Source organism: Streptomyces tendae (assembly GCF_014650435.1).
In the GTDB taxonomy this organism is placed as follows: domain Bacteria; phylum Actinomycetota; class Actinomycetes; order Streptomycetales; family Streptomycetaceae; genus Streptomyces; species Streptomyces tendae.
Genome location: NZ_BMUY01000005.1, coordinates 423,114 through 444,292, shown reverse-complemented (window position 1 = coordinate 444,292; position 21,179 = coordinate 423,114). Strand labels below are relative to the sequence as shown.

16 protein-coding genes and 1 pseudogene are annotated in these 21,179 nt (G+C 74.3%); 9 read left to right on the top strand and 8 right to left on the bottom strand.

All coding sequences use genetic code 11. The features are described from left to right. Positions 1 to 18 precede the first annotated feature (18 nt). The 3 genes from IE258_RS16830 (at position 19) to IE258_RS16820 (ending at position 4,907) form a co-directional block, all read left to right on the top strand. On the top strand, positions 19 to 645 hold the full coding sequence (locus IE258_RS16830) for a YigZ family protein (protein ID WP_189744258.1): 627 nt from the start codon (positions 19 to 21) through the stop codon (positions 643 to 645). Between the two features lie 105 nt (positions 646 to 750). Beyond that, entirely contained in the window at positions 751 to 1,914 is a 1,164-nt protein-coding gene (locus tag IE258_RS16825) for an exonuclease SbcCD subunit D (RefSeq protein ID WP_189744256.1), read from the top strand. Further along, positions 1,911 to 4,907, top strand: coding sequence for an AAA family ATPase (locus tag IE258_RS16820; RefSeq protein ID WP_189744254.1), 2,997 nt, complete (start codon positions 1,911 to 1,913; stop codon positions 4,905 to 4,907). The genes IE258_RS16825 and IE258_RS16820 overlap by 4 nt, the downstream gene beginning before the upstream one ends. 17 nt (positions 4,908 to 4,924) lie before the next feature. On the opposite strand, the gene IE258_RS16815 is transcribed toward IE258_RS16820, so the two are convergent. Continuing rightward, entirely contained in the window at positions 4,925 to 5,371 is a 447-nt protein-coding gene (locus IE258_RS16815) for an Lrp/AsnC family transcriptional regulator (protein ID WP_087810552.1), read from the bottom strand. 169 nt (positions 5,372 to 5,540) lie between these two features. Here IE258_RS16815 and IE258_RS16810 point away from each other — a divergent pair, with 169 nt between their 5' ends. The 3 genes and pseudogenes from IE258_RS16810 to IE258_RS16800 all read left to right on the top strand — a co-directional run bounded on the left by IE258_RS16810 (position 5,541) and on the right by IE258_RS16800 (position 6,841). Then, complete coding sequence (locus IE258_RS16810; RefSeq protein WP_189744252.1) at positions 5,541 to 6,032, top strand: rhodanese-like domain-containing protein; 492 nt, start codon at positions 5,541 to 5,543, stop codon at positions 6,030 to 6,032. Positions 6,033 to 6,053: 21 nt separating this feature from the next. Further along, a pseudogene (locus IE258_RS42035) lies at positions 6,054 to 6,149 on the top strand (Imm21 family immunity protein); the annotation flags it as partial. 41 nt (positions 6,150 to 6,190) lie between these two features. Continuing rightward, positions 6,191 to 6,841, top strand: a complete 651-nt coding sequence (locus IE258_RS16800) for an SDR family oxidoreductase (protein WP_189744437.1) — start codon at positions 6,191 to 6,193, stop codon at positions 6,839 to 6,841. A 22-nt stretch (positions 6,842 to 6,863) separates the two neighbouring features. Here IE258_RS16800 and IE258_RS16795 read toward each other — a convergent pair whose 3' ends face one another. Both IE258_RS16795 and IE258_RS16790 read right to left on the bottom strand, forming a co-directional pair. Then, complete coding sequence (locus IE258_RS16795; protein WP_189744250.1) at positions 6,864 to 8,552, bottom strand: DUF885 domain-containing protein; 1,689 nt, start codon at positions 8,550 to 8,552, stop codon at positions 6,864 to 6,866. Between the two features lie 78 nt (positions 8,553 to 8,630). Next, positions 8,631 to 9,149, bottom strand: coding sequence for an Lrp/AsnC family transcriptional regulator (locus IE258_RS16790; RefSeq protein ID WP_159324763.1), 519 nt, complete (start codon positions 9,147 to 9,149; stop codon positions 8,631 to 8,633). Positions 9,150 to 9,209: 60 nt separating this feature from the next. Here IE258_RS16790 and IE258_RS16785 point away from each other — a divergent pair, with 60 nt between their 5' ends. Beyond that, a complete protein-coding gene (locus IE258_RS16785; RefSeq protein WP_189744249.1) occupies positions 9,210 to 10,433 on the top strand; it encodes a trans-sulfuration enzyme family protein in 1,224 nt (407 codons plus the stop codon). A 31-nt stretch (positions 10,434 to 10,464) separates the two neighbouring features. On the opposite strand, the gene IE258_RS16780 is transcribed toward IE258_RS16785, so the two are convergent. The 5 genes from IE258_RS16780 to pdxR form a co-directional block, all read right to left on the bottom strand. Beyond that, a complete protein-coding gene (locus IE258_RS16780) occupies positions 10,465 to 11,823 on the bottom strand; it encodes a GNAT family N-acetyltransferase (RefSeq protein WP_189744435.1) in 1,359 nt (452 codons plus the stop codon). A 116-nt stretch (positions 11,824 to 11,939) separates the two neighbouring features. Continuing rightward, positions 11,940 to 14,681: a DUF7824 domain-containing protein gene (locus IE258_RS16775; RefSeq protein WP_189744247.1), complete on the bottom strand. Its 2,742-nt coding sequence runs from the start codon at positions 14,679 to 14,681 to the stop codon at positions 11,940 to 11,942. Further along, positions 14,678 to 16,081: an SWIM zinc finger family protein gene (locus tag IE258_RS16770; protein ID WP_189744245.1), complete on the bottom strand. Its 1,404-nt coding sequence runs from the start codon at positions 16,079 to 16,081 to the stop codon at positions 14,678 to 14,680. Before IE258_RS16770 ends, IE258_RS16775 begins: the two co-directional genes overlap by 4 nt. Before the next feature lie 165 nt (positions 16,082 to 16,246). Further along, positions 16,247 to 17,833: an alkaline phosphatase D family protein gene (locus tag IE258_RS16765; RefSeq protein ID WP_189744243.1), complete on the bottom strand. Its 1,587-nt coding sequence runs from the start codon at positions 17,831 to 17,833 to the stop codon at positions 16,247 to 16,249. Between the two features lie 215 nt (positions 17,834 to 18,048). Next, positions 18,049 to 19,554 (bottom strand): MocR-like pyridoxine biosynthesis transcription factor PdxR, encoded by a 1,506-nt coding sequence (gene pdxR, locus IE258_RS16760; RefSeq protein WP_189744241.1) that lies wholly within the window; start codon positions 19,552 to 19,554, stop codon positions 18,049 to 18,051. A 161-nt stretch (positions 19,555 to 19,715) separates the two neighbouring features. Between pdxR and IE258_RS16755 the strand changes: the two genes are divergently transcribed. Next, the gene (locus IE258_RS16755; RefSeq protein ID WP_189744240.1) at positions 19,716 to 20,222 is read left to right on the top strand and encodes a hypothetical protein; all 507 of its coding nucleotides are present in this window, start codon (positions 19,716 to 19,718) and stop codon (positions 20,220 to 20,222) included. Next, complete coding sequence (locus tag IE258_RS16750; RefSeq protein WP_189744238.1) at positions 20,206 to 21,168, top strand: bifunctional lysylphosphatidylglycerol flippase/synthetase MprF; 963 nt, start codon at positions 20,206 to 20,208, stop codon at positions 21,166 to 21,168. Before IE258_RS16755 ends, IE258_RS16750 begins: the two co-directional genes overlap by 17 nt. Positions 21,169 to 21,179 lie beyond the last annotated feature (11 nt).

Here is a 21,179-nt window from a genome sequence, read left to right as displayed (position 1 = left end):
AACGCATAGGCTGGCCGGATGCAGGACGAGTACCGCACGGTCGCCCGCGCGGGCGTGCACGAAACCGAGATCAACCGCTCGCGCTTCCTGTGCGCCCTCGCCCCGGCCGCCACCGAACAGGACGCCCAGGCTTTCGTCGCCGCCGTGCGCAAGGAGCACGCCGACGCCACCCACAACTGCTGGGCGTACGTCATCGGCGCCGACGCCGCCGTCCAGAAGGCGAGCGACGACGGCGAGCCGGGAGGCACCGCGGGCGTCCCGATGCTCCAGATGCTGCTGCGCCGCGACATGCGGTACGTCGTCGCCGTCGTCACCCGCTACTACGGGGGCGTCAAGCTCGGCGCGGGCGGCCTCATCCGCGCCTACGGCGGCGCGGTCGGCGAAGCCCTGGACGACCTCGGCACCCTCACCCGGCGCCGGTTCCGCCTGGCCACGGTGACCGTCGACCACCAGCGGGCCGGGAAGCTCCAGAACGACCTGCGCACCGCCGGCCGAGCGGTGCGCGACGTGCGGTACGGCGAGGCCGTCACCATCGAGGTCGGTCTGCCGGAGGCCGAGGTGGACACCTTCCGCTCCTGGCTCGCGGACGCCACCGCGGGCTCGGCCGGGTTCGAACTGGGCGGAGAGGCCTACGGCGACGCCTAGACAAGGCGGACAACAGGGGCGTAGCCGTTCTTAACGGCGCCGCGGTCGGTGCGAAACGGGAGTTACCGCCCGGGCTGTCGGACCCTGCCGTTAGTCTCGGGGATCATGCGACTGCTGCACACTTCCGACTGGCACCTCGGCCGGGCGTTCCACCGGGTGAACATGCTCGGCGCCCAGGCGGGGTTCGTCGGCCACCTCGTCGAGACCGTGCGTGAGCGCGCCGTCGACGCCGTGGTCGTGTCGGGGGACGTGTACGACCGGGCGGTACCGCCACTCGCGGCCGTCGAGCTGTTCGACGACGCGCTGCACCGCCTCGCCGACCTCGGCGTGCCCACGGTGATGATCTCCGGGAACCACGACTCGGCCCGCCGTCTCGGGGTCGGCGCCGGGCTCATCGACCGGGCCGGCATCCACCTGCGCACCGACCCGGCGGGCTGTGACACGCCCGTGGTGCTGTCCGACGCCCACGGGGACGTGGCCTTCTACGGGCTGCCGTATCTCGAACCGGCACTCGTCAGGGACGAGTTCGGGGTCGAGAAGGCGGGGCACGAGGCCGTGCTCGCCGCCGCCATGGACCGGGTGCGCGCCGACCTCGCCACGCGCGCGCGAGGCACCCGCTCCGTCGTCCTCGCGCACGCCTTCGTCACCGGCGGCGAGCAGAGCGACAGCGAGCGGGACATCACCGTCGGCGGGGTCGCCGCCGTGCCCTCCGGCGTCTTCGACGGCGTCGACTACGTGGCGCTGGGGCACCTGCACGGCTGCCAGACCCTCACCGAGCGCGTCCGCTACTCCGGCTCCCCGCTGCCGTACTCCTTCTCCGAGCACCGGCACCGCAAGAGCATGTGGCTCGTCGACCTGGACGCGGCGGGTGCGGTCACCGCCGAGCGCGTCGACTGCCCGGTGCCGCGCCCGCTGGCCCGGCTGCGCGGCCGGCTGGAGGACCTGCTCGCCGACCCGGAGCTGGCCGCGCACGAGGACGCGTGGGTCGAGGCGACCCTCACCGACCCGGTCCGCCCGGACGAGCCCATGGCCCGGATCGCGGAGCGGTTCCCGCACACGCTGAGCCTCGTCTTCGACCCCGAGCGCGCCCCCGACGAGCCCGGCGTGTCCTACGCCCGGCGCCTCGCCGACCGCAGCGACCAGCAGATCGCGGAGGACTTCGTGACCCATGTGCGCGGCGCCGGGCCCGACGACCGCGAGCGGAGCGTGCTGCGGGACGCCTTCGACGCCGTACGCGCGGACGAGACCGTGCGGGAGGTGGCCCGGTGAGGCTGCACCGGCTGGACATCACCGCCTTCGGACCCTTCGGCGCCTCGCAGAGCGTCGACTTCGACGACCTGTCCGCCGCCGGGCTGTTCCTGCTGCACGGTCCCACCGGCGCCGGCAAGACCTCCGTACTCGACGCCGTCTGCTACGCCCTGTACGGATCCGTGCCGGGCGCCCGGCAGGGCAGCGGTCAGGGAATGACGCTGCGCAGCGACCACGCGGCCCCCGGCACCCGCACCGAGGTGCGCCTGGAACTGACCGTGGCCGGACGCCGGTTGGAGATCACCCGGCAGCCGCCCTGGGAGCGCTTGAAGCTCCGCGGCAAGGGCACCACCGTCGACAAGGCGCAGACCTGGCTGCGCGAGTACGACCCGACGACCCGCGCCTGGAAGGACCTCAGCCGCTCCCACCAGGAGATCGGCGAGGAGATCACCCAGCTGCTCGGCATGAGCCGCGAGCAGTTCTGCCAGGTGGTGCTGCTGCCCCAGGGCGACTTCGCCCGCTTCCTGCGCGCCGACGCGGAAGCGCGCGGCAAGCTCCTCGGCCGGCTCTTCGACACCCGGAGGTTCGCCGAGGTCGAGAAACGCCTCGCCGAACGGCGCCGCGCCACCGAGGCCCAGGTCCGCGAGGGCGACGCTGCCCTGCTGGCCGACGCCCACCGGATGCAGCAGGCCGCCGGTGACACCATGGAGCTGCCGGAGTTGGCACCGGGTGAACCGGGACTGGCCGAGGCGGTCCTCGAAGCCGCCGCCGTCGCCCGCGCCACCGCCCGCGAGCTGCTCACGATCGCCGACCGCCGGCTCACCGCCGCCGAGTCCGCCGGGGCCGCCACCGGCCGCGAGCTGGCCGACGCCCGCGAACTCGACCGGCTGCAACGCCGGTTCGCCGAGGCACGGGAGCGGGCCGCACGGCTGGCGGAGCGGTCCGACGCCCACCGGGCCGCCCAGGAGCGCATGGAGCGGGCCCGCAAGGCCGAGGCGGTGGCCCCCGCCCTGGAGCTGCGGGACGTCGCCGACAGCGAGCACCGCAGGGCGGCGGCCGCGGAGGCACGCGCCCGTGCCCTGCTGCCGCAGGCCCTGGCCGACGCGGGTGCCGCCCCACTGGCCGCCGCCGCCCGCCGGGCCGCCGAGGAACTGGGCGGCCTCGAGTCCGCCAGACGCGCCGAACGCCGCCTCGCCGCACTGGTCGAGGAGCGGGCCGGTCTCGACCGCCAGGAACGCGCCGACGAGGAGGTCCGGCAGGAGGCGGAGACCTGGCTCGCCGACTGGGAGACCGTCCGCGCCGGGCTCCAGAGCCGCGTCGACTCCGCACAGGAGGCCACCACCCGCGCCGAACAGCTCGCCGTACAGCGCGATCCGGCGCGGCGCAGGCTGACGGCCGCCCGGCAACGGGACCGGCTCACCGACGACACCGAAGCGGCCCGGCAGCGGGCGCTCGCCGCCGCGGAGGACGCCGTCGAGGCCCGCGCCCACTGGCTCGACCTCAAGGAACAGCGCCTGCACGGCATCGCCGCCGAGCTCGCCTCGAACCTCACGGACGGCACACCCTGCGCGGTGTGCGGCGCCACCCAGCACCCCGCGCCCGCCCGCAAGACCGCCGGGCACGTCGACCGCGAGGCCGAGGAGCGCGCCCTCACCGCCTACCAGACCGCCGACGAGCTGCGCGCGCAGGCCGAGCGTCACCTGGGCACCGTACGGGAGGCGCTCGCCGCCGCCACGGCGGAAGCCGGGGACACGCCCACCGCCCAACTTGCCGAAGAGGCCGAGGAACTGGACGGGGCGTACACGCGGGCGCGGGCGGCCGCCTCCGGCCTGCACGCCGCGCAGGAGGAGCTGCGGCGGGCCGAAGGCGAACGCGAGCAGCGTGTCGCCGCCCAGCAGCAGGCCGCCGTCCGGTCCGCCTCCCGGGTTGCGGGCCGGGACCGGCTGGAGCGCGAACAGGCCCTACTGGAAGAGGAGTTGACGCTAGCCCGGGGCGCCGCCGAGAGCGTGACGGCGCGGGCGGCACAGCTGGAGCGCCGGGCCGCGCTGCTCACGGACGCCGCGGACACCGCCCGCGCCGCCGAGGACACCGCCCAGCGGCTCAAGGACGCCGACGCCCGGCTCGCCGACGCCGCCTTCCGGGCCGGTTTCGACACCCCGGCGGACGCGGCCGCCGCCCTGCTCGACGACACCGCCCACCGCGAGCTGCAACGGCGGCTCGACGCCTGGCAGACGGAGGACGCCGCCGTCCGCGCGGTCCTCGCCGAGGCCGACACCGCCGACGCGGCCCGCCGACCGCCGGCCGACCTCACGGCGGCGGAACAGGCGGCCGCCGACGCGGACCGACGCCTGCGCGAGGCGTCCTCGGCCCGCGACGCCGCCGACCGGTGCCGCGCCGAACTGGACCGGCTGTCCGCGCACGCCAGCGCCTCGGTGCGCCGGCTCGCCCCGCTGCGCGAGGAGCACACCCGCGTCGCCCGCCTCGCCTCCCTCGCCGCGGGCACCTCGGCGGACAACGAACGCCGGATGCGCCTGGAGTCGTACGTACTGGCCGCCCGCCTCGAACAGGTCGCCGCCGCGGCCACCGCCCGTCTGCTGCGCATGTCCTCCGGCCGCTACACCCTCGTCCACTCCGACGATCGCAGCGGCCGCGGCCGCAGCGGCCTCGGCCTGCACGTCGTCGATGCCTGGACCGGCCGCGAACGCGACACGGCCACGCTGTCCGGCGGCGAGACGTTCTTCGCCTCGCTCGCCCTCGCGCTCGGCCTCGCCGACGTGGTCACCGACGAGGCCGGCGGGGTCCGCCTGGACACCCTCTTCATCGACGAGGGCTTCGGCAGCCTCGACGACCAGACCCTCGACGAAGTCCTCGACGTCCTGGACGCACTGCGCGAGCGGGACCGCAGCGTCGGCATCGTCAGCCACGTCCCCGACCTGCGCCGCCGCATCCACGCCCAACTGGAGGTCGTGAAGGGGCGGTCGGGGTCGGTACTGCGGCAGCGGGGCGCCGGCTGAGCGCGTCGGGGCCGGTGTCAGCGGCCCAACGGGCGGCGGGGGAGCGGTGAGGAGTAGACCACGCTCGTGGTGACCGAGCCCAGGGCGCTGATCCGGCCGGACACTTCCTCCAGGTGCCGCATCGAACGGGCCGCCACCTTGATCACGAAGCAGTCGTCCCCCGTGACGTGGTGCGCCTCCAGGATCTCCGGCGTGACCGCGACCAGGTCGTGGAACGGCTTGTAGTTGGCGACCGGGTAGCGCAGCCGCACGAACGCCAGGATCGGCAACCCCAGCCGCTCGGGGTCGACGACCGCCGCGTACCCCTGGATGATCCCCGCCTCCTCCAGCCGCCGCACGCGCTCCGTCACCGCGCTCGCGGACATCGACACGGCCCGGGCCAGTTCGGCGAAGCTGGCCCGGCCGTCCCGCTGGAGTGCGTCGAGGATGCGCCAGTCGGTGGCGTCCGGGGAATACTCGGTCATCCGGGATGGATAGCAGGGATTTCCCGGTCGGGCAAGGTATGGGCCGGTGAATCCCCCTTCAGGCGTGACGGTGCGGGCCATAGATTTCTGGCTGGAAGATCCACTGAGGAGAAGCCGGACCATGCCACCGAGGAGAAGCCGAACCATGCCACCGAGGAGAGGCCGAACCATGAGCGTCACCACCATCCCCGTCGGACACGTCAACCCCGTTCTGCGGACCGCCCCCGCACTGCCCGCCGAGGCCGCCGCGTACTTCCGGGCGAGCCTCGCCTTCCACACCGACGTCTCCGACGTCGCCGACGCGCTCGCCGCCGGCGGCGACCCGGGGTTCGTGCTCGTCGACTGCCGCTCCACCGAGTCCTGGGACCAGGGCCACGTGCCGGGCGCCGTCCACCTCCCCACCGCCCTCGTCCCCGAGCGGGCGGAGGAACTCCTCGACCCCGCCGTGCCGGTGGTGACCTACTGCTGGGGACCCGCGTGCAACGGCGCGACGCGCGCCGCCCTCGCCCTCGCCGAACTCGGGTACCCGGTCAAGGAGATGCTCGGCGGCTTCGAGTACTGGGTGCGCGAGGGCTTCGAGTTCGAGACCTGGCAGGGTGCCGAGCGCCGCGCCGCCGACCCCCTGACCGTTCCGGTGGACGCGGCCGACTGCGGTTGCTGAGCGGCGTGTAGGTTCTGCCGCATGGTGCGATACGCGGAGCCGGGCGCGGTGGAGTGGGTCGAGTCGGGCGGAGGTCCGCTGATCGCGGTCCCGGAGACGGTCCTGCCGTTCTGGACCGGCGCCGACGGCGAGGAGACGGACTCCGACTACGACCGGGCCTGCGAGGTCGACGGCGGGTGGCCGCCTCCGTACGGGCCGCGCTCGGCGACCCGGCCGCCGCCGTGCACGCGGGCCCCGGCGACCTCACCCGGCCCGACGCCCCCGGCGAACTCGTCGCCACCGCCGCCGCGGCGCTCGGCGGACGGCTGGACATCCTCGTCGCCAACCACGCGCTCAGCGGGTCCGACGGCACCCTCGACACCGTGGACGCGGCGATGCTCGACGCCCACTGGCAGGTCGACACCCGCTCGGTGCTGCTGCTGGTCCAGGCCCACGCCCGCCGCCGCGCCGCGCTGCCGCCGCGCACCCCCGGCGGACGCGTCGTGATGATGACCTCCGGCCAGGACATCGCGGGCGGCATGCCCGGCGAGATCGCGTACGCCCTCCAGAAGGGCGCGCTCGCCTCCGTCACGCGCTCCCTGGCGACGACCCTCGCCGAGCACGCCGTCACCGTGAACGCGGTCAACCCCGGACCCGTGGACACCGATTACCTGACCGGCGACGACTACGACGCCGTCGCCGCGCGGTTCCCCGGCGGACGCTGGGGCATGCCCGACGACCCGGCCCGCCTCATCGCGTGGCTGGCCACGGACGAGGCGGAGTGGGTCACCGGTCAGGTCATCGACTCGGAGGGCGGCTTCAGACGGTGAGGCGACCGGGCCGCCGCGGGCGTCACAGCCGCGACAGTTCGTCCACCAGGTCGTCCAGGCCCAGCGAGCCCTGGGAGAGGGCCGCCATGTGCCACGCCTTGAGGTCGAAGGAGTCGCCGTGCCGCTCACCGGCCTTCTCCCGGCCCAGCAGCCACGCCCGCTCGCCGAGCTTGTAGCCGATCGCCTGGCCCGGGATCGTCAGGTACCGGGTCAGCTCGCTCTCCACGAAGTCCGCCGGGCGGCTGCTGTGCGCCCCGAAGAACTCCTGCGCCAGCTTCGGCGTCCAGCGCTCACCCGGGTGGAACGGCGAGTCCGCCGGGATCTCCAGCTCCAGGTGCATGCCGATGTCCACGATGACGCGGGCGGCCCGCATCATCTGCGCGTCCAGGTAGCCCAGGCGCTGCTCCGCGTCGGTGAGGTAACCCAACTCGTCCATCAGCCGCTCCGCGTACAGCGCCCAGCCCTCGGCGTTGGCGCTGACCATGCCGACCGAAGCCTGGTAGCGGGAGAGGTCGTCCGCCACGTGCGTCCACTGGGCGAGCTGGAGGTGGTGGCCCGGGACGCCCTCGTGGTACCAGGTCGACACCAGGTCGTACACCGGGAACCGGGTCTGGCCCATCGTCGGCAGCCAGGTGCGGCCGGGACGCGAGAAGTCCTCCGACGGCGAGGTGTAGTACGGCGCCGCCGCGCTGCCGGGCGGCGCGATGCGGGACTCCACCCGCCGTACCCGCTCGGCGAGTTCGAAGTGCGTGCCGTCCAACTGCTCGATGGCCTGGTCCATCAGGCCCTGCAGCCAGTCGCGGACCTCGTCGACGCCCTCGATGTGCTTGCCGTGCTCGTCCAGGTGCGCCAGGGCCACCCACGGCGTCTCGGCGCCCGGAAGGATCTTCTCGGCCTCCGTCTTCATCTCGGCCAGCAGGCGGTGGTACTCGGACCAGCCGTAGGCGTACGCCTCGTCCAGGTCCAGGTCCGTACCGTTGTAGTAGCGCGACCAGCGGGCGTAGCGCTCCCGGCCGACCGTGTTCGGGGCGCCCTCGATGGCCGGGGCGTACACGTTGCGCATCCAGTCGCGCAGTTCCGCCACGGCGGCGGTCGCACCCCGGGCGGCCTCGTCCAGCTCCGCACGCAGCGCCTCGGGGCCGTCGGCGGCGAAGTCCTCGAACCAGCCGCGTCCCTCGCCGGTGTCCGCCCACTCGCCGAGCTGCTCGATGAACGTCGCGGTCGGCCGCGGCGCAGCGAACAGCTCGCGCTCCAGACCCAGGGACAGGGACGCGCGGTAGCCCGCGAACGCCGCCGGCACCGCCCGCAGCCGCTCGGCGATCCGGCCCCAGTCCTCGTCGGTGCCGGTCGGGGTGAGGGTGAAGACCTCGCGCACCGAATGGGCGGCGGTGCCCATGTTGCCGACCGAACGCAGACCCTCGTCGGCCTCGTGCACCGCCAGTTCCGCGGTGAGCCGCTCACGCAGCAGCCGGGCGCAACGCCGCTCCACGTCGCTGTCCCCGCCCGGCCGGCGCTCCGCCTCGTCCAGCCGGGCGAGGGTGGTGCGGGCCAGCTCCGCGAGGGCCTCCTGCCCGGCGGGTGAGAGGTCGGGCAGACGGCTGGAACTCTCCGCGACGCCGAGATAGGTACCGGTGACGGGGTCGAGGGCGATGAGCTCGTCGACGTAGGCGTCGGCGACCTCGCGGGGCAGCGGGCTCTTGGTCTCTGACATGCGGACATCCTCATACGGATACCGGTGCCGCGTCAGCCCGGTGGACCGTGCCCGAACGCGCGGGCGGCCGGATTTCGCTCAGGGCGTGGCCGGGGGAGGAGCGCCTGCCGATGTCGTCGCGGGTGCGGCCGGGGGCAGCAGGGGGCCGCACTCCCACTGCTGGAAGATCAGCCGGGTCTCGACCCGGGCCACCTCCCGCCGGGACGTGAACTCGTCCAGGACCAGCCGCTGCAGATCCGTCATGTCCGCGACCGCGACATGCACGAGGTAGTCGTCCGGGCCGGTGAGGTGGAAGACGGTGCGCGACTCGGGCAGCGCCCGGATCCGCTCCACGAACGGTCCGACCAGCTCCCGCCGGTGCGGGCGCACCTGCACCAGCAGCAACGCCTGGAGGCCGCGCCCCAGCTTCGCCGGGTCCAGCTCCAGCCGGTGGCCGAGGATCACCCCGGCCCGCCGCAACCGGGCCACCCGGTCCAGACAGGTCGACGGGGCGACTCCCACCTGGGCGGCGAGATCGCGGTAGGTGGTCCGGGCGTCGTTCTGCAGCAGCCGCAGCAGATGGAGATCCACCGGATCCAGTACGACGGAGTCGGCCATGGCCCGAACGTAGCACGGAGTACGGCCGCGTCGACCCGTTCGGTGTTCACCCTTCCGGCCATGGACTCAGCGCGCACGCACACGTCACCACCCGACGACGTACGCACCACCGCACCCACGGGCAGGGCACTGGCCACCGAAGCCGTGCACGCCGGCCGTGACGACCTCGCCGCCCAGGGACTGCACGCCCCGCCCATCGACCTGTCCACGACCTACCCGTCGTACGACAGCCGAGGCGAGGCCGCCCGCATCGACGCGTTCGCCGCCGACGGCGCCGAGCCGGACGGGCCGCCGGTCTACGGCCGCCTCGGCAACCCGACCGTCGCCCGCTTCGAGACGGCGCTGGCCCGGCTGGAGGGGACCGAGGCCGCCGTCGCCTTCGCCAGCGGCATGGCCGCCCTGAGCGCGGTCCTGCTGGTCCGCGGCTCGATGGGGCTGCGGCACGTCGTCGCCGTACGGCCCCTGTACGGCTGCAGCGACCACCTGCTGACCGCCGGGCTGCTCGGGTCCGAGGTCACCTGGACCGACCCGGCGGGCGTCGCGGACGCGCTGCGCCCGGACACCGGCCTGGTCCTCGTGGAGTCGCCCGCCAACCCGACGCTGGCCGAGGTCGACCTGCGGGCCGTCGCCCACGCCTGCGGGTCGGTGCCGCTGCTCGTGGACAACACCTTCGCCACACCCGTGCTCCAGCGCCCCGCCGAACACGGCGCCCGGCTGGTGCTGCACAGCGCCACCAAGTACCTCGGCGGGCACGGGGACGTGCTGGCCGGTGTGGTCGCCTGCGACGAGGAGTTCGCCGGGCGGCTGCGGCAGGTCCGCTTCGCCACCGGCGGAGTGCTGCACCCGCTGGCCGGATATCTGCTGCTGCGGGGACTGTCCACGCTGCCGGTCCGGGTACGGGCCGCCTCCGCCAACGCCGCCGAGCTGGCCGGGCGGCTGGCCGCCGACCCGCGGGTGGCCCGCGTCCACTATCCGCGCATCGGCGGCGCGATGGTCTCCTTCGAGGTCCACGGCGACCCGCACGAGGTCATCGGCGGGGTCCGGCTGATCACCCCGGCGGTGAGCCTCGGCAGCGTCGACACGCTCATCCAGCATCCGGCGTCCATCAGCCACCGCATCGTGGACGCGGACGACCGGCGGCAGGCCGGGGTCGGTGACCGGCTGCTGCGGCTGTCGGTCGGCCTGGAGGACGTCGACGACCTGTGGGCCGACCTGGACCGGGCCCTGGGGGAGCGGGCGGCCGGGGCCGTCCCGCTGGGGGAGGCGTTGGCGCGGACCGAGTGACCGGCGACCGGCGCACCACGCCCGCCGCCCTTCACTCCCGGCCGATCCGCTCCCCGTGCGGCAGCGGCGCCCCGGACCGGGCGACCGGGTCGAGTCGCGCCGTGACGACCAGGGTCCCCTCCTCGATCTGGTAGTCGAGGGGGAGGCCCAGGCCGCGCATCGCGGCGACCATGCCGGTGTTGGACGCCTGGGTGACCGCGTACACGCTCTCGCAACCGGTCTCCGCCGCCATCGCCACGAGCCGGCCGAGGAGTTCGCCGCCGATGCCCCGGCGCTGCCAGCCGTCCTCGACCAGCAGCGCGACCTCCGTCTCGTCCCCGTCCCACAGCAGATGGCCGAGCGCGACGATCCGCCCCGACGCGGTCTGCGCGGCGAGGGTGCGGCCGAAGCGGGGGCTGAGCAGGTGGTTGAGATACCGGTCGGCGTCCCCGACCGGACCGTGGTACCGCAGCCCGAGCGTGCGCGCCGAGCAGCGCTCGTGCATCGCCTTCGCCGCCGGAACGTCACGCGTGTCGACCCGGCGGACCGTGATGTCGCTCCCCTCGGTCAGGGTCAGCACGTCCCGGGCGTGCGGGATACGGGGACCGAGCCGGGCGTCCAGCTCGACCAGCGCCCTCGCCCTGGCGAACTCGGCCGGGGTGAACGGCAGATGGGGGCGCTCCACGCTGATCACCCCGCCCTCCGGGGCGCGCAGCCGCAGCACCGTGTCCTCGAGCGTGCCCTCCGGCGGTACCTCCTGTGCCGCCCGCGCCCCGGTCCGTGCCCCGCCGGTCGCGGGCAGCGACCTGATGGTGCACCTGCCCAGCAACTGCCGCAGTGCCAACGGTAGTTCCGCAGCGTCCAGGGCCGTACGCGCGGCCAGGGCCAGCACCCGGGTCGGCGCGTCCACCAGGTCGTGGGCGTCCGCCCGCTCGGTCCAGGTCCGGGCACCGCCCGCCGCCGTCACCAGGTCGGCCAGCTCGGTCCCGCTCAGCTCACCCGGGGCGCGGAGCAGGAACTCGTCCACCGTGCCCTCGGCCAACGGGTGCGTCTGCAGGCTCAGGATGTCGATCCGCCGCTCGGCGAGGGCCGCGCAGAGCACGGCCAGTGATCCCGGCGCGTCCCGCACCGTCGTCCGCATCCGCCACAGCGCGCTCTCACCGCCGTGCTCGGACCCGCCCGGCTCGGATCCGGTCGTCTCGCGCCCGGTCGGTCCGGTCCCGGCCGTCCGCTCGGTGGTCGGTGGCCGGGCGCCGGTATCGTCCGCAGGCGGTGCCTGCCCGTGGCGTCGTGACCACCGGGTGCGGAAACCCGCCGTGGCGATCAGTGCCGCCAGCGAGGCCAGCACCAGGGCGGGCACCGCCGTGCCGTGCTCGGCGAAGTGCGCCACGGCATCCGTCACATCAGACATGTCTCGACTCATGCACCCACTGTGAAGGAACGGTGTTGCGTGATCACGAACGCTCTGTGACCGATGGGTAAAGAAGGCTTCTAGGGTGCTTTGTGTCCTTTCGGGTCGGTGTGCCGTCAGGCGGCGGCTGCCGCCGCCAGCGCGTCCCGCAGCCGCCGCGCCTGCGTCACCAGCCGTGACGTGCCGCGCCGGTCCGCCACCGACGACAGGTGCGGCAGCACACCCCGTGCGCCCGTCCGCTCGGCGCACTCGGCCGCCACCGCCAGCAGCTCACCGAGGCCCCGGGTCGAGGGCGTCGACGCGCCGGTGGCGAGGTCCGCCAGCAGCACGGGCAGCACGTGACGGAGGACCGCCCACACGGTGGCGTTCGCACCCGTCGCCGCGGAGGTGCGCACCGCGTCGGCGAGCCGGGCCGGCCTGACCGCGCCGCGCCGCACCAACTGGCCGAGGTCGGCGCCCAGCCGGTCGGCGCGGAGCCGGCCCCGGGCCGCCAGTATCAGCAGGGCGTCCACCGCGGCGAGCCGGTCCTCGGCGTGCCGCGCGCCCAACCCGTACGCCACGCACAGATGCACGGCCTCGCCCGCCTCACCGTCCGCGTCGGCGAGCCGGGGCAGCACCGCGGCGGCGGCGCCCCGCTGGTCGTTCACGGCCACCTCGGACACGTCCCGCAGCAGCCGTGCGGCCACCAGCTCCGGCCGCTCGGGCAGCAGGGCGAACCAGTGCGAGCGCATCCCGCCGCCCCAGTGGCTGCAGTACCAGTGGCTCGAGCCCGGGCTCACCGGACGCCCCAACAGTCGCAGGGCGGCGGGGAGCTCCTCGGTCTGGAGGTCGGGCACCTCACCCAGTTCCACCAGGATCCGGGCGTCCGCCGTCCACCGGGTGGCGCAAGGGTCGGTCCGCTCGGCGGTCAACCGGCGCGCGAGCCGATCCCCCTCCTCGGTCCCCAGCGCCGCCGCCCGTTCCGCCGCCGCGAGCGCCGCCGTGCGGTCGTCCCGCCGCACCCGCAGCAACGCCTGGCCGAAGTCGACCGCCGCGACCCGGGCGCCCGCGCGGCGGTAGGCGTCCAGGCGGTCCACCAACGTGTCCGGATCGAGCAGGCCCGTGCCCCAGCTGGGCGTGGCCAGCAGGAACGGCTGGGGGTCGGTGCGCAGCCGGTGGGCCACCTCCCACACGCGGGCCTCGAAGGCGCGGGCCAGGGAGTTGTGCGCACAGCCGGAGTTCGTCAACCCGTCGTGGACCACCCGGTGCAAGGTGTCCGTCCGGACCTTCCCGCACAAGGTCGCGAGGAGGAGGTCGAAGGCGCGCGCGCCGTCGAACAGCTCGTGACGGCGAGCGAAGAAGTCGTCCGACGGGTGGCCGTACCGCAGCTCCGCTTCGGCCCACCAGCGGCGGGCGACCACCGGTTCGAGAGCCTCCAGCAGGGCATCCCGGTCCCGGTGGGCATGCCGGACCAGCCCGTCCAGGGCGCGCTCGAACGCGGGCACGTCACTGCCGGAGGCCAGCAACGCGCTGATCTCCTCGGCGGCTTCGACCACCGACGCGGCAGCGGGGGCCAGGCGCACCGACTGCGGCGGGGGAGGCAGCACTTCCTCGTGGGACACGGTCCGGACGTCCGTCGGCGTCGCACCCAGGGTGCGCACCGCCCGGGCGCGCAGCGCCGGGATCAACTGCTCCGCAGCACCGGCGAGTTCCTCCCGGATCTCCGCCGCGGTGACCTTGCCGACGTGCCGCTCGACCAGCTTCAGTGCCCGCTCCTGCGCGTCGGAGTCCTCGTGCCCGAACGCCCGGGCAGCCGCCGGCAGCAACTCGTCGGCCGCGGCCGGGTCTTTGGCGAGTACCTTGCCGAGCAGTATGAGCTGGGCCCGCACGAGCTTCTTCTCCGTGCGGAACAGCACCGCGTCGGTCGCCTCCGCCAACTGCCGCGGCGGGAGCTCTCCGGCCAGGGCCAGGGCGCCCAGCACCGACTGGGCGTGGGAGGCCACCGTCGGTATCGCGTCCGAGGCGAGCGCCGTCCAGTCGGCCGTCCGCCCGCGCTCCTCCTCGCGGGAGAGCGCCAGATCGCGCAGCAGGCGCAGGAACACCCGGAGTTCGGCCGGTGCGCCCCCGCGCAGCAGCCGTGCCACGCACGCGTCGATCATGGCCCGGCGGTCGAGCGCGCCCTCGGTGGTCAGCCGTGCCAGGGCACTGGTCCAGCTCTCGGGTCCGTCGCCGGACAGCCATCCCAGCTGAGCGCCGACGCCCTCGGTCCGGAAGAGGGCGGCGACCAGCTCCGCGAGGTGCGGGTCCTGGCGCAGACGGTCGCAGACCGTGCCGGCCCGCTGCCAGCTCCCGCCGATGTGGAGCAGCCAGCCCCGGACGTAGGCATCCGTCGTGGGCACCGGGCAGCCGGACAGCCGCACCAGGCCGGCCATCAGCTCGTACGACACGTTGGACGTGGCCGGTCGCTGGGCGAGCCGGTGCACCACGTCGGCCAGCCACCCGCGATCGCGGTCGCCCAGCACGTGCAGCAGGACGGCCGGTGACGCCTGCGACCAGCGCATGTCGACGGCCGCGAGCCAGTTCGCCACGGCCGCGGCGCCGGTCTGGCACGCCGCCCCGGCCGCGTGCAGCGCGGGGTGGGCACGGCGGGACTCCGCGGACCAGCGGGCCGTCCTCAGCTCCTGGCGGACGGCCTTCAACTCGGGGAAACAGGAGCGCCGCTGTGCGTCGGTCATGCCGTCGAGCAGCGCCACGACCTCCGCCGTCCGACCCGCGCGCACCGCGCCCACCAGCAGCCCCGTCGTGTCCGCAGTCGCGGTCGCGGTCCCAGTTGCAGCCGCAGCCGCAGCCGCGGTCGCAGTCGTCACCGTCGCCGTCATCGCGCACCCCCGTCGATCCGAACCGTCTCCCGCGCCTCGCCGGCGCCCCGCCGCACCATCCGTACCGCCAGCGCGTGCTTGCACGGACCGCGCCCGCCCCGGTACCTGGCCCACCACAGGCAGCTGCACGAGAGCACCCCCGCCTCCTCGCGCACCCGGTGCACATGGCCGTCCTCGGCCGTGACCGTCCCGATCGCCCCGTCCAGGGCGACCGCGCCCGCCGCAACCAGCGCGCGGGCCGAACGCAACCGCGCATTGTGACGCTCCACCCGCTCGGCGTCGTACGGCAGCTCCCGGTGGAAGTAGGCCGCCTCCGCGGTGTCGTACCCGACCCGCCCCGACGTGCCGAGCCGGACCAGGGCCGCACGCACCCGCTCCGCGGTCAGGCCCGAGGCCGCGGCCAGGTCGGCGATGTCGATCCGCGGCTCCCAGGCGAGGAGCACCGAGACCAACTCGGCGTCCTCGGCGGCCTCGTCGGTGGCGAGCGCGTCGAGCACCCCGCCCTCTCCGGAGAACCCTCGCGAGGCGTCGGGGGACAGGGTGAGGGTGAGGCGCATGCCGGGCAGGAGCACCTCCCAGGCGGAGGCCGTGGCGGCGGCTCCCGGAGCGAGGGCCGGACCGTAGACCCGCAGGGCCGTGGCGTGCCGCAGCACGCGTTGCAGCGCGACCAGCCGCTCCGGTCCTGGCAGGCACACCGCGCCGGGCACCGCACGCGTCGTCGGCCGCAGCGAACGCCCGGACGGCACCACCCACCGGAGTCCCGGCGCCCCGCTCCGGCCGCCGCGGGGCAACGCACGCAGGAAGCGCACCGCCTCGGCGGCGTCCAGTTCGGCCCGCAGGTCGAAGCCGGCCGCTATGACCTGGGCCTCGGCGAAGCCGCGCAGCCACCGGTCCGGCAGCGGCACCTTCTTCTCCACCACCGGCCCGTCCAGCGTGGTCACGGCCAGCTCCTCGGGGCCGACCCGCAGGTGCAGCGGGTCGTCGGCGCCGATCCGGGACAGGGCCTCGCGCAAGGGGTTGTTGACGTCGACGTTCGTCGTGCCGTGCCCGACCTCGCCTCCGTCGAGACCGGACTCCAGCACGTCCATGCGGGCGTAGACCCCGCCGCAGCCGGAGAAGGACTCGAAACGGAGCCGGTCGCCGCCGGCCGTCACCACCGGGTCCAGCGAGGCCCGCAACTGCGGCTGGAAGTACCGTGCGGCGGCCACGTCGGCCACCGCGAGCAGCGCCGCGGACGCCTTCTGGGGCGACGTCAGGAAACCCGCGAAGAACCGCGGATGCGCCACGGCACCGGCGGGTGTCGCACCCCGGGAGGTCTCCAGCCCCAGGCGCTGCCCGCTCGCCGCGGATTCCAGCACGGAGGGTCGTCGATAGGCCACGGCCTGCAAAGATCGCGTCATGGAAAAACCGTAGAGGCGCCCACTGACAATCGCTCCGACCTGCGGAAACAGCCACGGAGACCAGGAAGTTGGATCAGGCGACGCCCCACGAGGACGCGGGGCCGCGCACCGGGGGATGACGCCGGCGCGCGGCACTCCCGACAGGCTACGGGACCGGCTACTGGGCTACTGGCCCACCCGACCCGGCCGCAGCACCTTCGTGAACAGCACCGTGCCGTCCTGCTCGCGCAGCCGCACCGTCATCTCGGCGCTGTCGCCGTCGATGTCGACCTCGCCGAAGAACTGGTAGCCGCCCGCGGGCGAGACGTTCGAGGCGGTCGGCGCCTTCACGAAGACCCGCTCGGGACCGAAGGTGCCGTCCAGCGCGCTGGCCGGGAACGCGCCCGCGTTGAGCGGCCCGGACACGAACTCCCAGAACGGCTCGAAGTCGTCGAACGCGGCCCGCGAGGGCTGGTAGTGCTGGGCCGAGGTGTGGTGCACGTCCGCCGTCAGCCACACCGTGCCGGTGATCCGGCGGTGCTTGACGAAGCGCAGCAGCTCGGCGATCTGCAGCTCGCGCCCCAGGGGTGCGCCGGGGTCGCCCTGCGCGATCGCCTCGATGTTGGGCGCGCCCTCGGTGGCGTCCGGCACGACGAGCCCGATCGGCATGTCCGCCGCGATGACCTTCCACACCGCACGCGACCGCGCCAGCTCCCGCTTGAGCCACTCCAACTGCTCGCGGCCCAGGATGCCCTGCGGGTCCACGGTCTGTTCGCCGGGGGAGTTGGCGTTGCGGTACGTCCGCATGTCCAGCACGAACACGTCGAGCAGCGGGCCCTGGCGCAGCACCCGGTGCACACGCCCCTCGCGCGCGCCGGGGCGCAGGGTGGAGATCGGGAAGTACTCGCTGAACGCGCGCCGGGCGCGGGCGGCCAGGACGTCGACGCTCTTCTCCGTGTACCGGTCGTCCGTGTCCGCGACCACCTGGCCCGGGTACCAGTTGTTGCGGACCTCGTGGTCGTCCCACTGGATGATCGACGGAACCCGCGCGTTGAAGCGCCGCAGGTTCTCGTCGAGCAGGTTGTAGCGGAAGTTGCCGCGGAACTCGGCGAGGGTCTCGGCGACCTTGGACTTCTCCTCGGTCGTGATGTTCCGCCAGGTGCCGCCGTCCGGCAGGGCGGCCGTCTCGGTGATGGGGCCGTCGGCGTAGATGTTGTCGCCGCTGCACAGGAAGAAGTCCGGGTCCAGGGCACCCATGGCGTCGTAGATGCGGTAGCCGCCGAGGTCCGGGTTGATGCCCCAGCCCTGCCCGGCGAGATCGCCGGACCACACGAAACGCACGCCCTCGCGGCGGCGGACCGGCACGGTGCGGAAGGTGCCGGTGACCGGCTCGCCCGTGCGGCGCGGGTCGTCCGGGTCGGCGAGGAGCACGCGGTAGTGGATCTGCTCGCCGGGCGGCAGGCCGCGCAGCCGGGTGGTGCCGGTGAAGTCGGTGTCGCTGCCGAGCAGCGGGCCGTGCCACCGGTGCGGGTGGCGGAACGACTCGGTCGCCGACGTCTCGACGATCATCCGGGCCGGCCGGTCGGACCGCACCCAGACCAGGCCGGAGTGGGAGGTCACGTCTCCCGTCTGCACGCCCCAGCCGGCCCCCGGCCGCCCCGATCGGGCGAACGCCGGCGCCGCCCCCAGGGCGGTGGGCAGGGTCAGGGCGGCCGACGCGGCGAGCGAACCGCGCAGCACGCTGCGGCGGCCGGGCAACGGACGGTGTGACATGGATACGCCTCCAGGGACGGGATCCGGCCGGTGTTCGGGCCAGGGTTCGAGCCAGTGTGCAGAGCCAGACCTACTGGCACCGCGCGGCGCCCACGGAAATTGCGGGTGAACAACCCGGACGCCCCGGGGGCCCGGACACCCTGGGGGCCCGGGGCGCCCCGCGCAGTCCGTCGCCCGCCCGCGGCGGGTGCCACGTCACACGGCCCCGTGCCGCCTCACACGGCCCGTGCCATCCGCGCGACCCCCGCCCGGATCCGTCCCGGTGTCAGATGCGCGTAGCCCAGCACCAGCCGCACCTCCTTCCCTGCCACCGGACCGTCGCCCACCGGACCGTCGCCCACCGGTCCACCGCCCACCGGTCCGCCCCCGGCACCACCGTGCGCGTATGCCGTCAACGGGCGAACCGCGACGCCCGCCTCCGTCACGCGCGCGAGGAACCCCTCCTCGGGCCCGTACCGCTCGGGAAGCGTGGCGATGGCGTGCAGGCCGGCGGCGATGCCGGTGACCCGTGAGCCGGGGAAGTGCTCGGTCAGCGCGGCCACCAGGGTGTCGCGCCGCTCACGGTAGGCGCGCTGACAGACGCGCAGTTGGCGGTCGTAGTCGCCGCGCTCCACGAAGCGGGCGAAGAGTGCCTGGTCGAGCGTCGGATGCCCGAGATCCGTGGTGCGCTTGCGCTCGACGACGGCGTCGGCCAGCCAGTCGGGCACCAGCAGCCAGCCCAGCCGCAGCCCCGGCGCCAGGGACTTGCTCACCGAGCCCGTGTAGGCGACGCGTTCCGGATCGAGCCCCTGGAGCGCGCCCACGGGAGCACGGTCGTAGCGGAAGTCGCCGTCGTAGTCGTCCTCCAGGACGAGGCCGTCCACGGACCGTGCCCAGTCGAGCAGTTCGGCGCGCCGCCGCGCCGAGTAGGCGATCCCCGTGGGGAACTGGTGGGCCGGTGTCGTCACCACGAGCCGGACGCCCGACGCGTACAGCGGGCCCATGGCGAGGCCCTCGTCGTCCAGGGGGAGGGGCGCGGTGCCGAGGCCCGCCGCGGCGTACAGGGCGTGGTGCTGGGGGCTGCCGGGGTCCTCGACACCGGCGGTGCGCGTCCCGCGCGCGTGGAGGACGCTCGCCAGCAGCGAGGTGGCCTGCGCCACGCCGGAGACCACCATGATCCGTTCCGGGTCGGCCACCACGCCCCGGCGCCGCGCGAGCAACTCGGCCAGGGCGGTCCGCAGCCGGGGCAGCCCGCGCGGGTCGGGGTAGCCGAGGCTCTCGTGCGGCAGCTCCGTCAGCACGCCCCGCTGCGCGGCGGCCCACGCCGAGCGCGGGAAGAGCGACAGATCCGGTGTCCCCGGCACGAAGTCGACACGGTCGGCGGGGGAGCGCGGGGCGAGATCACGCGCGCGCGGACGGGCGGCCCGTACGGCGTCCCCCACCCACGTCCCCGCGCCCCGCCCGCTGCGCAGATAGCCCTCGGCCGTCAGCTGCTCGTATGCCTCCGTCACCAGCCCCCGCGACACCTTGAGGTCGGCCGCCAAATCCCGGCTGGACGGGAGACGGGTGCCCGGCGCGAGCCGGCCCGAGCGGACCGCGTCCCGCAGCGCCCCCTGCAACGCCCGGCCACGCGCGCGTGCCGGTGCCGAGGCGGCGGGCAGCAGCAACTCCCAGGCCGCGCTGCCGGCGGCGGAGCCAGGAGGGCCGCCAGGAGGGCCGCCCGGGCCGGTCGACGGCGTCATCAAAGAAGCCCCCCGAACATCACGTCTGCACCACGTCTTCTCAATCGCCTCCACTTTACGAGGGGTTGGACCCGCTGGTGCGTAAACAGGAGTGACAGACCACAGCGAGGGGGCAGGCCGAGGCCACGCCCCGGAATCGTACGCGCAATCCAGGAGCGCCCGTGGACGCCAAGAACCGTTTCGAGACGAAGACCACCTTCGCTCTCTCCCGACTCGAATGGCTGGGCTTTCTCGCCGTATCGCTCGTGCTCGCATTCCAGCACCTCACGGAAATCCGCTGGGCCGTCTTCGTGCTGCTGTTCGCGGTGATCGACGTCGTCGGATACCTGCCCGGCGCGATCGCCTTCCGGCGCAGCCCGGACGGACACGTTCCGCGAGGCTTCTACGTGGCCTACAACACGATGCACAGCCTGGTCACGGCGGGTCTCCTGGCCGGGGCGTGGGCGCTGTTCGTCCGGCCGGAATGGGCCCTGCTGGCCCTCCCGATCCACCTCATGGTCGACCGGGCCCTCTTCGGGAACTCCCTCAAACCCTTCGGTGTCGCCTTCGAGCCGGAAACCACCCCGGAGTTCCGCAGGTTCGAGCAGCGGTACCACTCGGCGGCGGATTCCGGTGAAAGCGCCGCCGTGCGGACTTCCGTGGAGGACGCCGATGCCCTCCGTGCTTGACACACTCGCCGCGCACAGCGACAACCCCAGTTCCTTTCTCGCCCTCAACAGCGGGAACGCGTACTTCCACGACGGCGGGTTCGACGGCGCCTGCGCCTATCGCACCTCGGGCCGCTACGTACTGCAATTCGGCGGCCCGTTCACCGCGCCGGAACACCGTGCCCGCCTGCTGGACGCGTTCGCCGCCCACGCCGGCCGCCGTCTGGTCGCCGTGCAACTGCAGCGGGCGGACGCCGAGCTGTACGCGGCGCACGGCTTCACGGTCAACCAGCTCGGAGCGTCGTACGCGGTCGACCTGAGCCGTTTCACGCTGCGCGGCTCACGCTTCGTCCGGCTGCGGAACAAGATCTCGCGCGCCCGGCGGGCGGGCCTGGAGGTCGCCGAGGTCATGGCCGGCGACGACTGCGCCGAACTGGACCGGATCGACCAGTACTGGCTGCGGGACAAGGGCCGGCACGTCAAGGAGCTGCGCTTCCTCGTCGGCCAGCGAGACGGGAGCCTGCAGCGGCACCGCCGGCTGTTCGTCGGCCGGATCGACGGCGAGACGGCCGGCTACATCAACTACTCGCCGGTCTACGGCAGCCGCTCCGGCTGGCTGCACGACCTGAGCCGGCGCCGCCCCGACGCTCCGCCCGGCGTGATGGAGGCGCTCAACGCCACCGTCATGGAACGGCTGACCGCCGAAGGAGCGGGCTGGCTGCACTTCGGCTTCACCCCGTTCACCGGGCTCGACCCGGAGCACGAACTACCCGGTGCCAGCCGTATGTTCACTCGGCTCGCCCGCCTCCTGGCGGAGCGCGGCGACGTGATCTACCCGGCGGCCTCCCAGCTCGAGTACAAGCAGAAGTGGGCCCCGCACGTGGTCCTGCCGGAGTACATCGCCTTCCGCGGCAGGCCCCGCCCCGGCGCGGTCTGGCAGCTGCTGCGCGCCACCAACGCCCTCTGAGCCACCGCGTC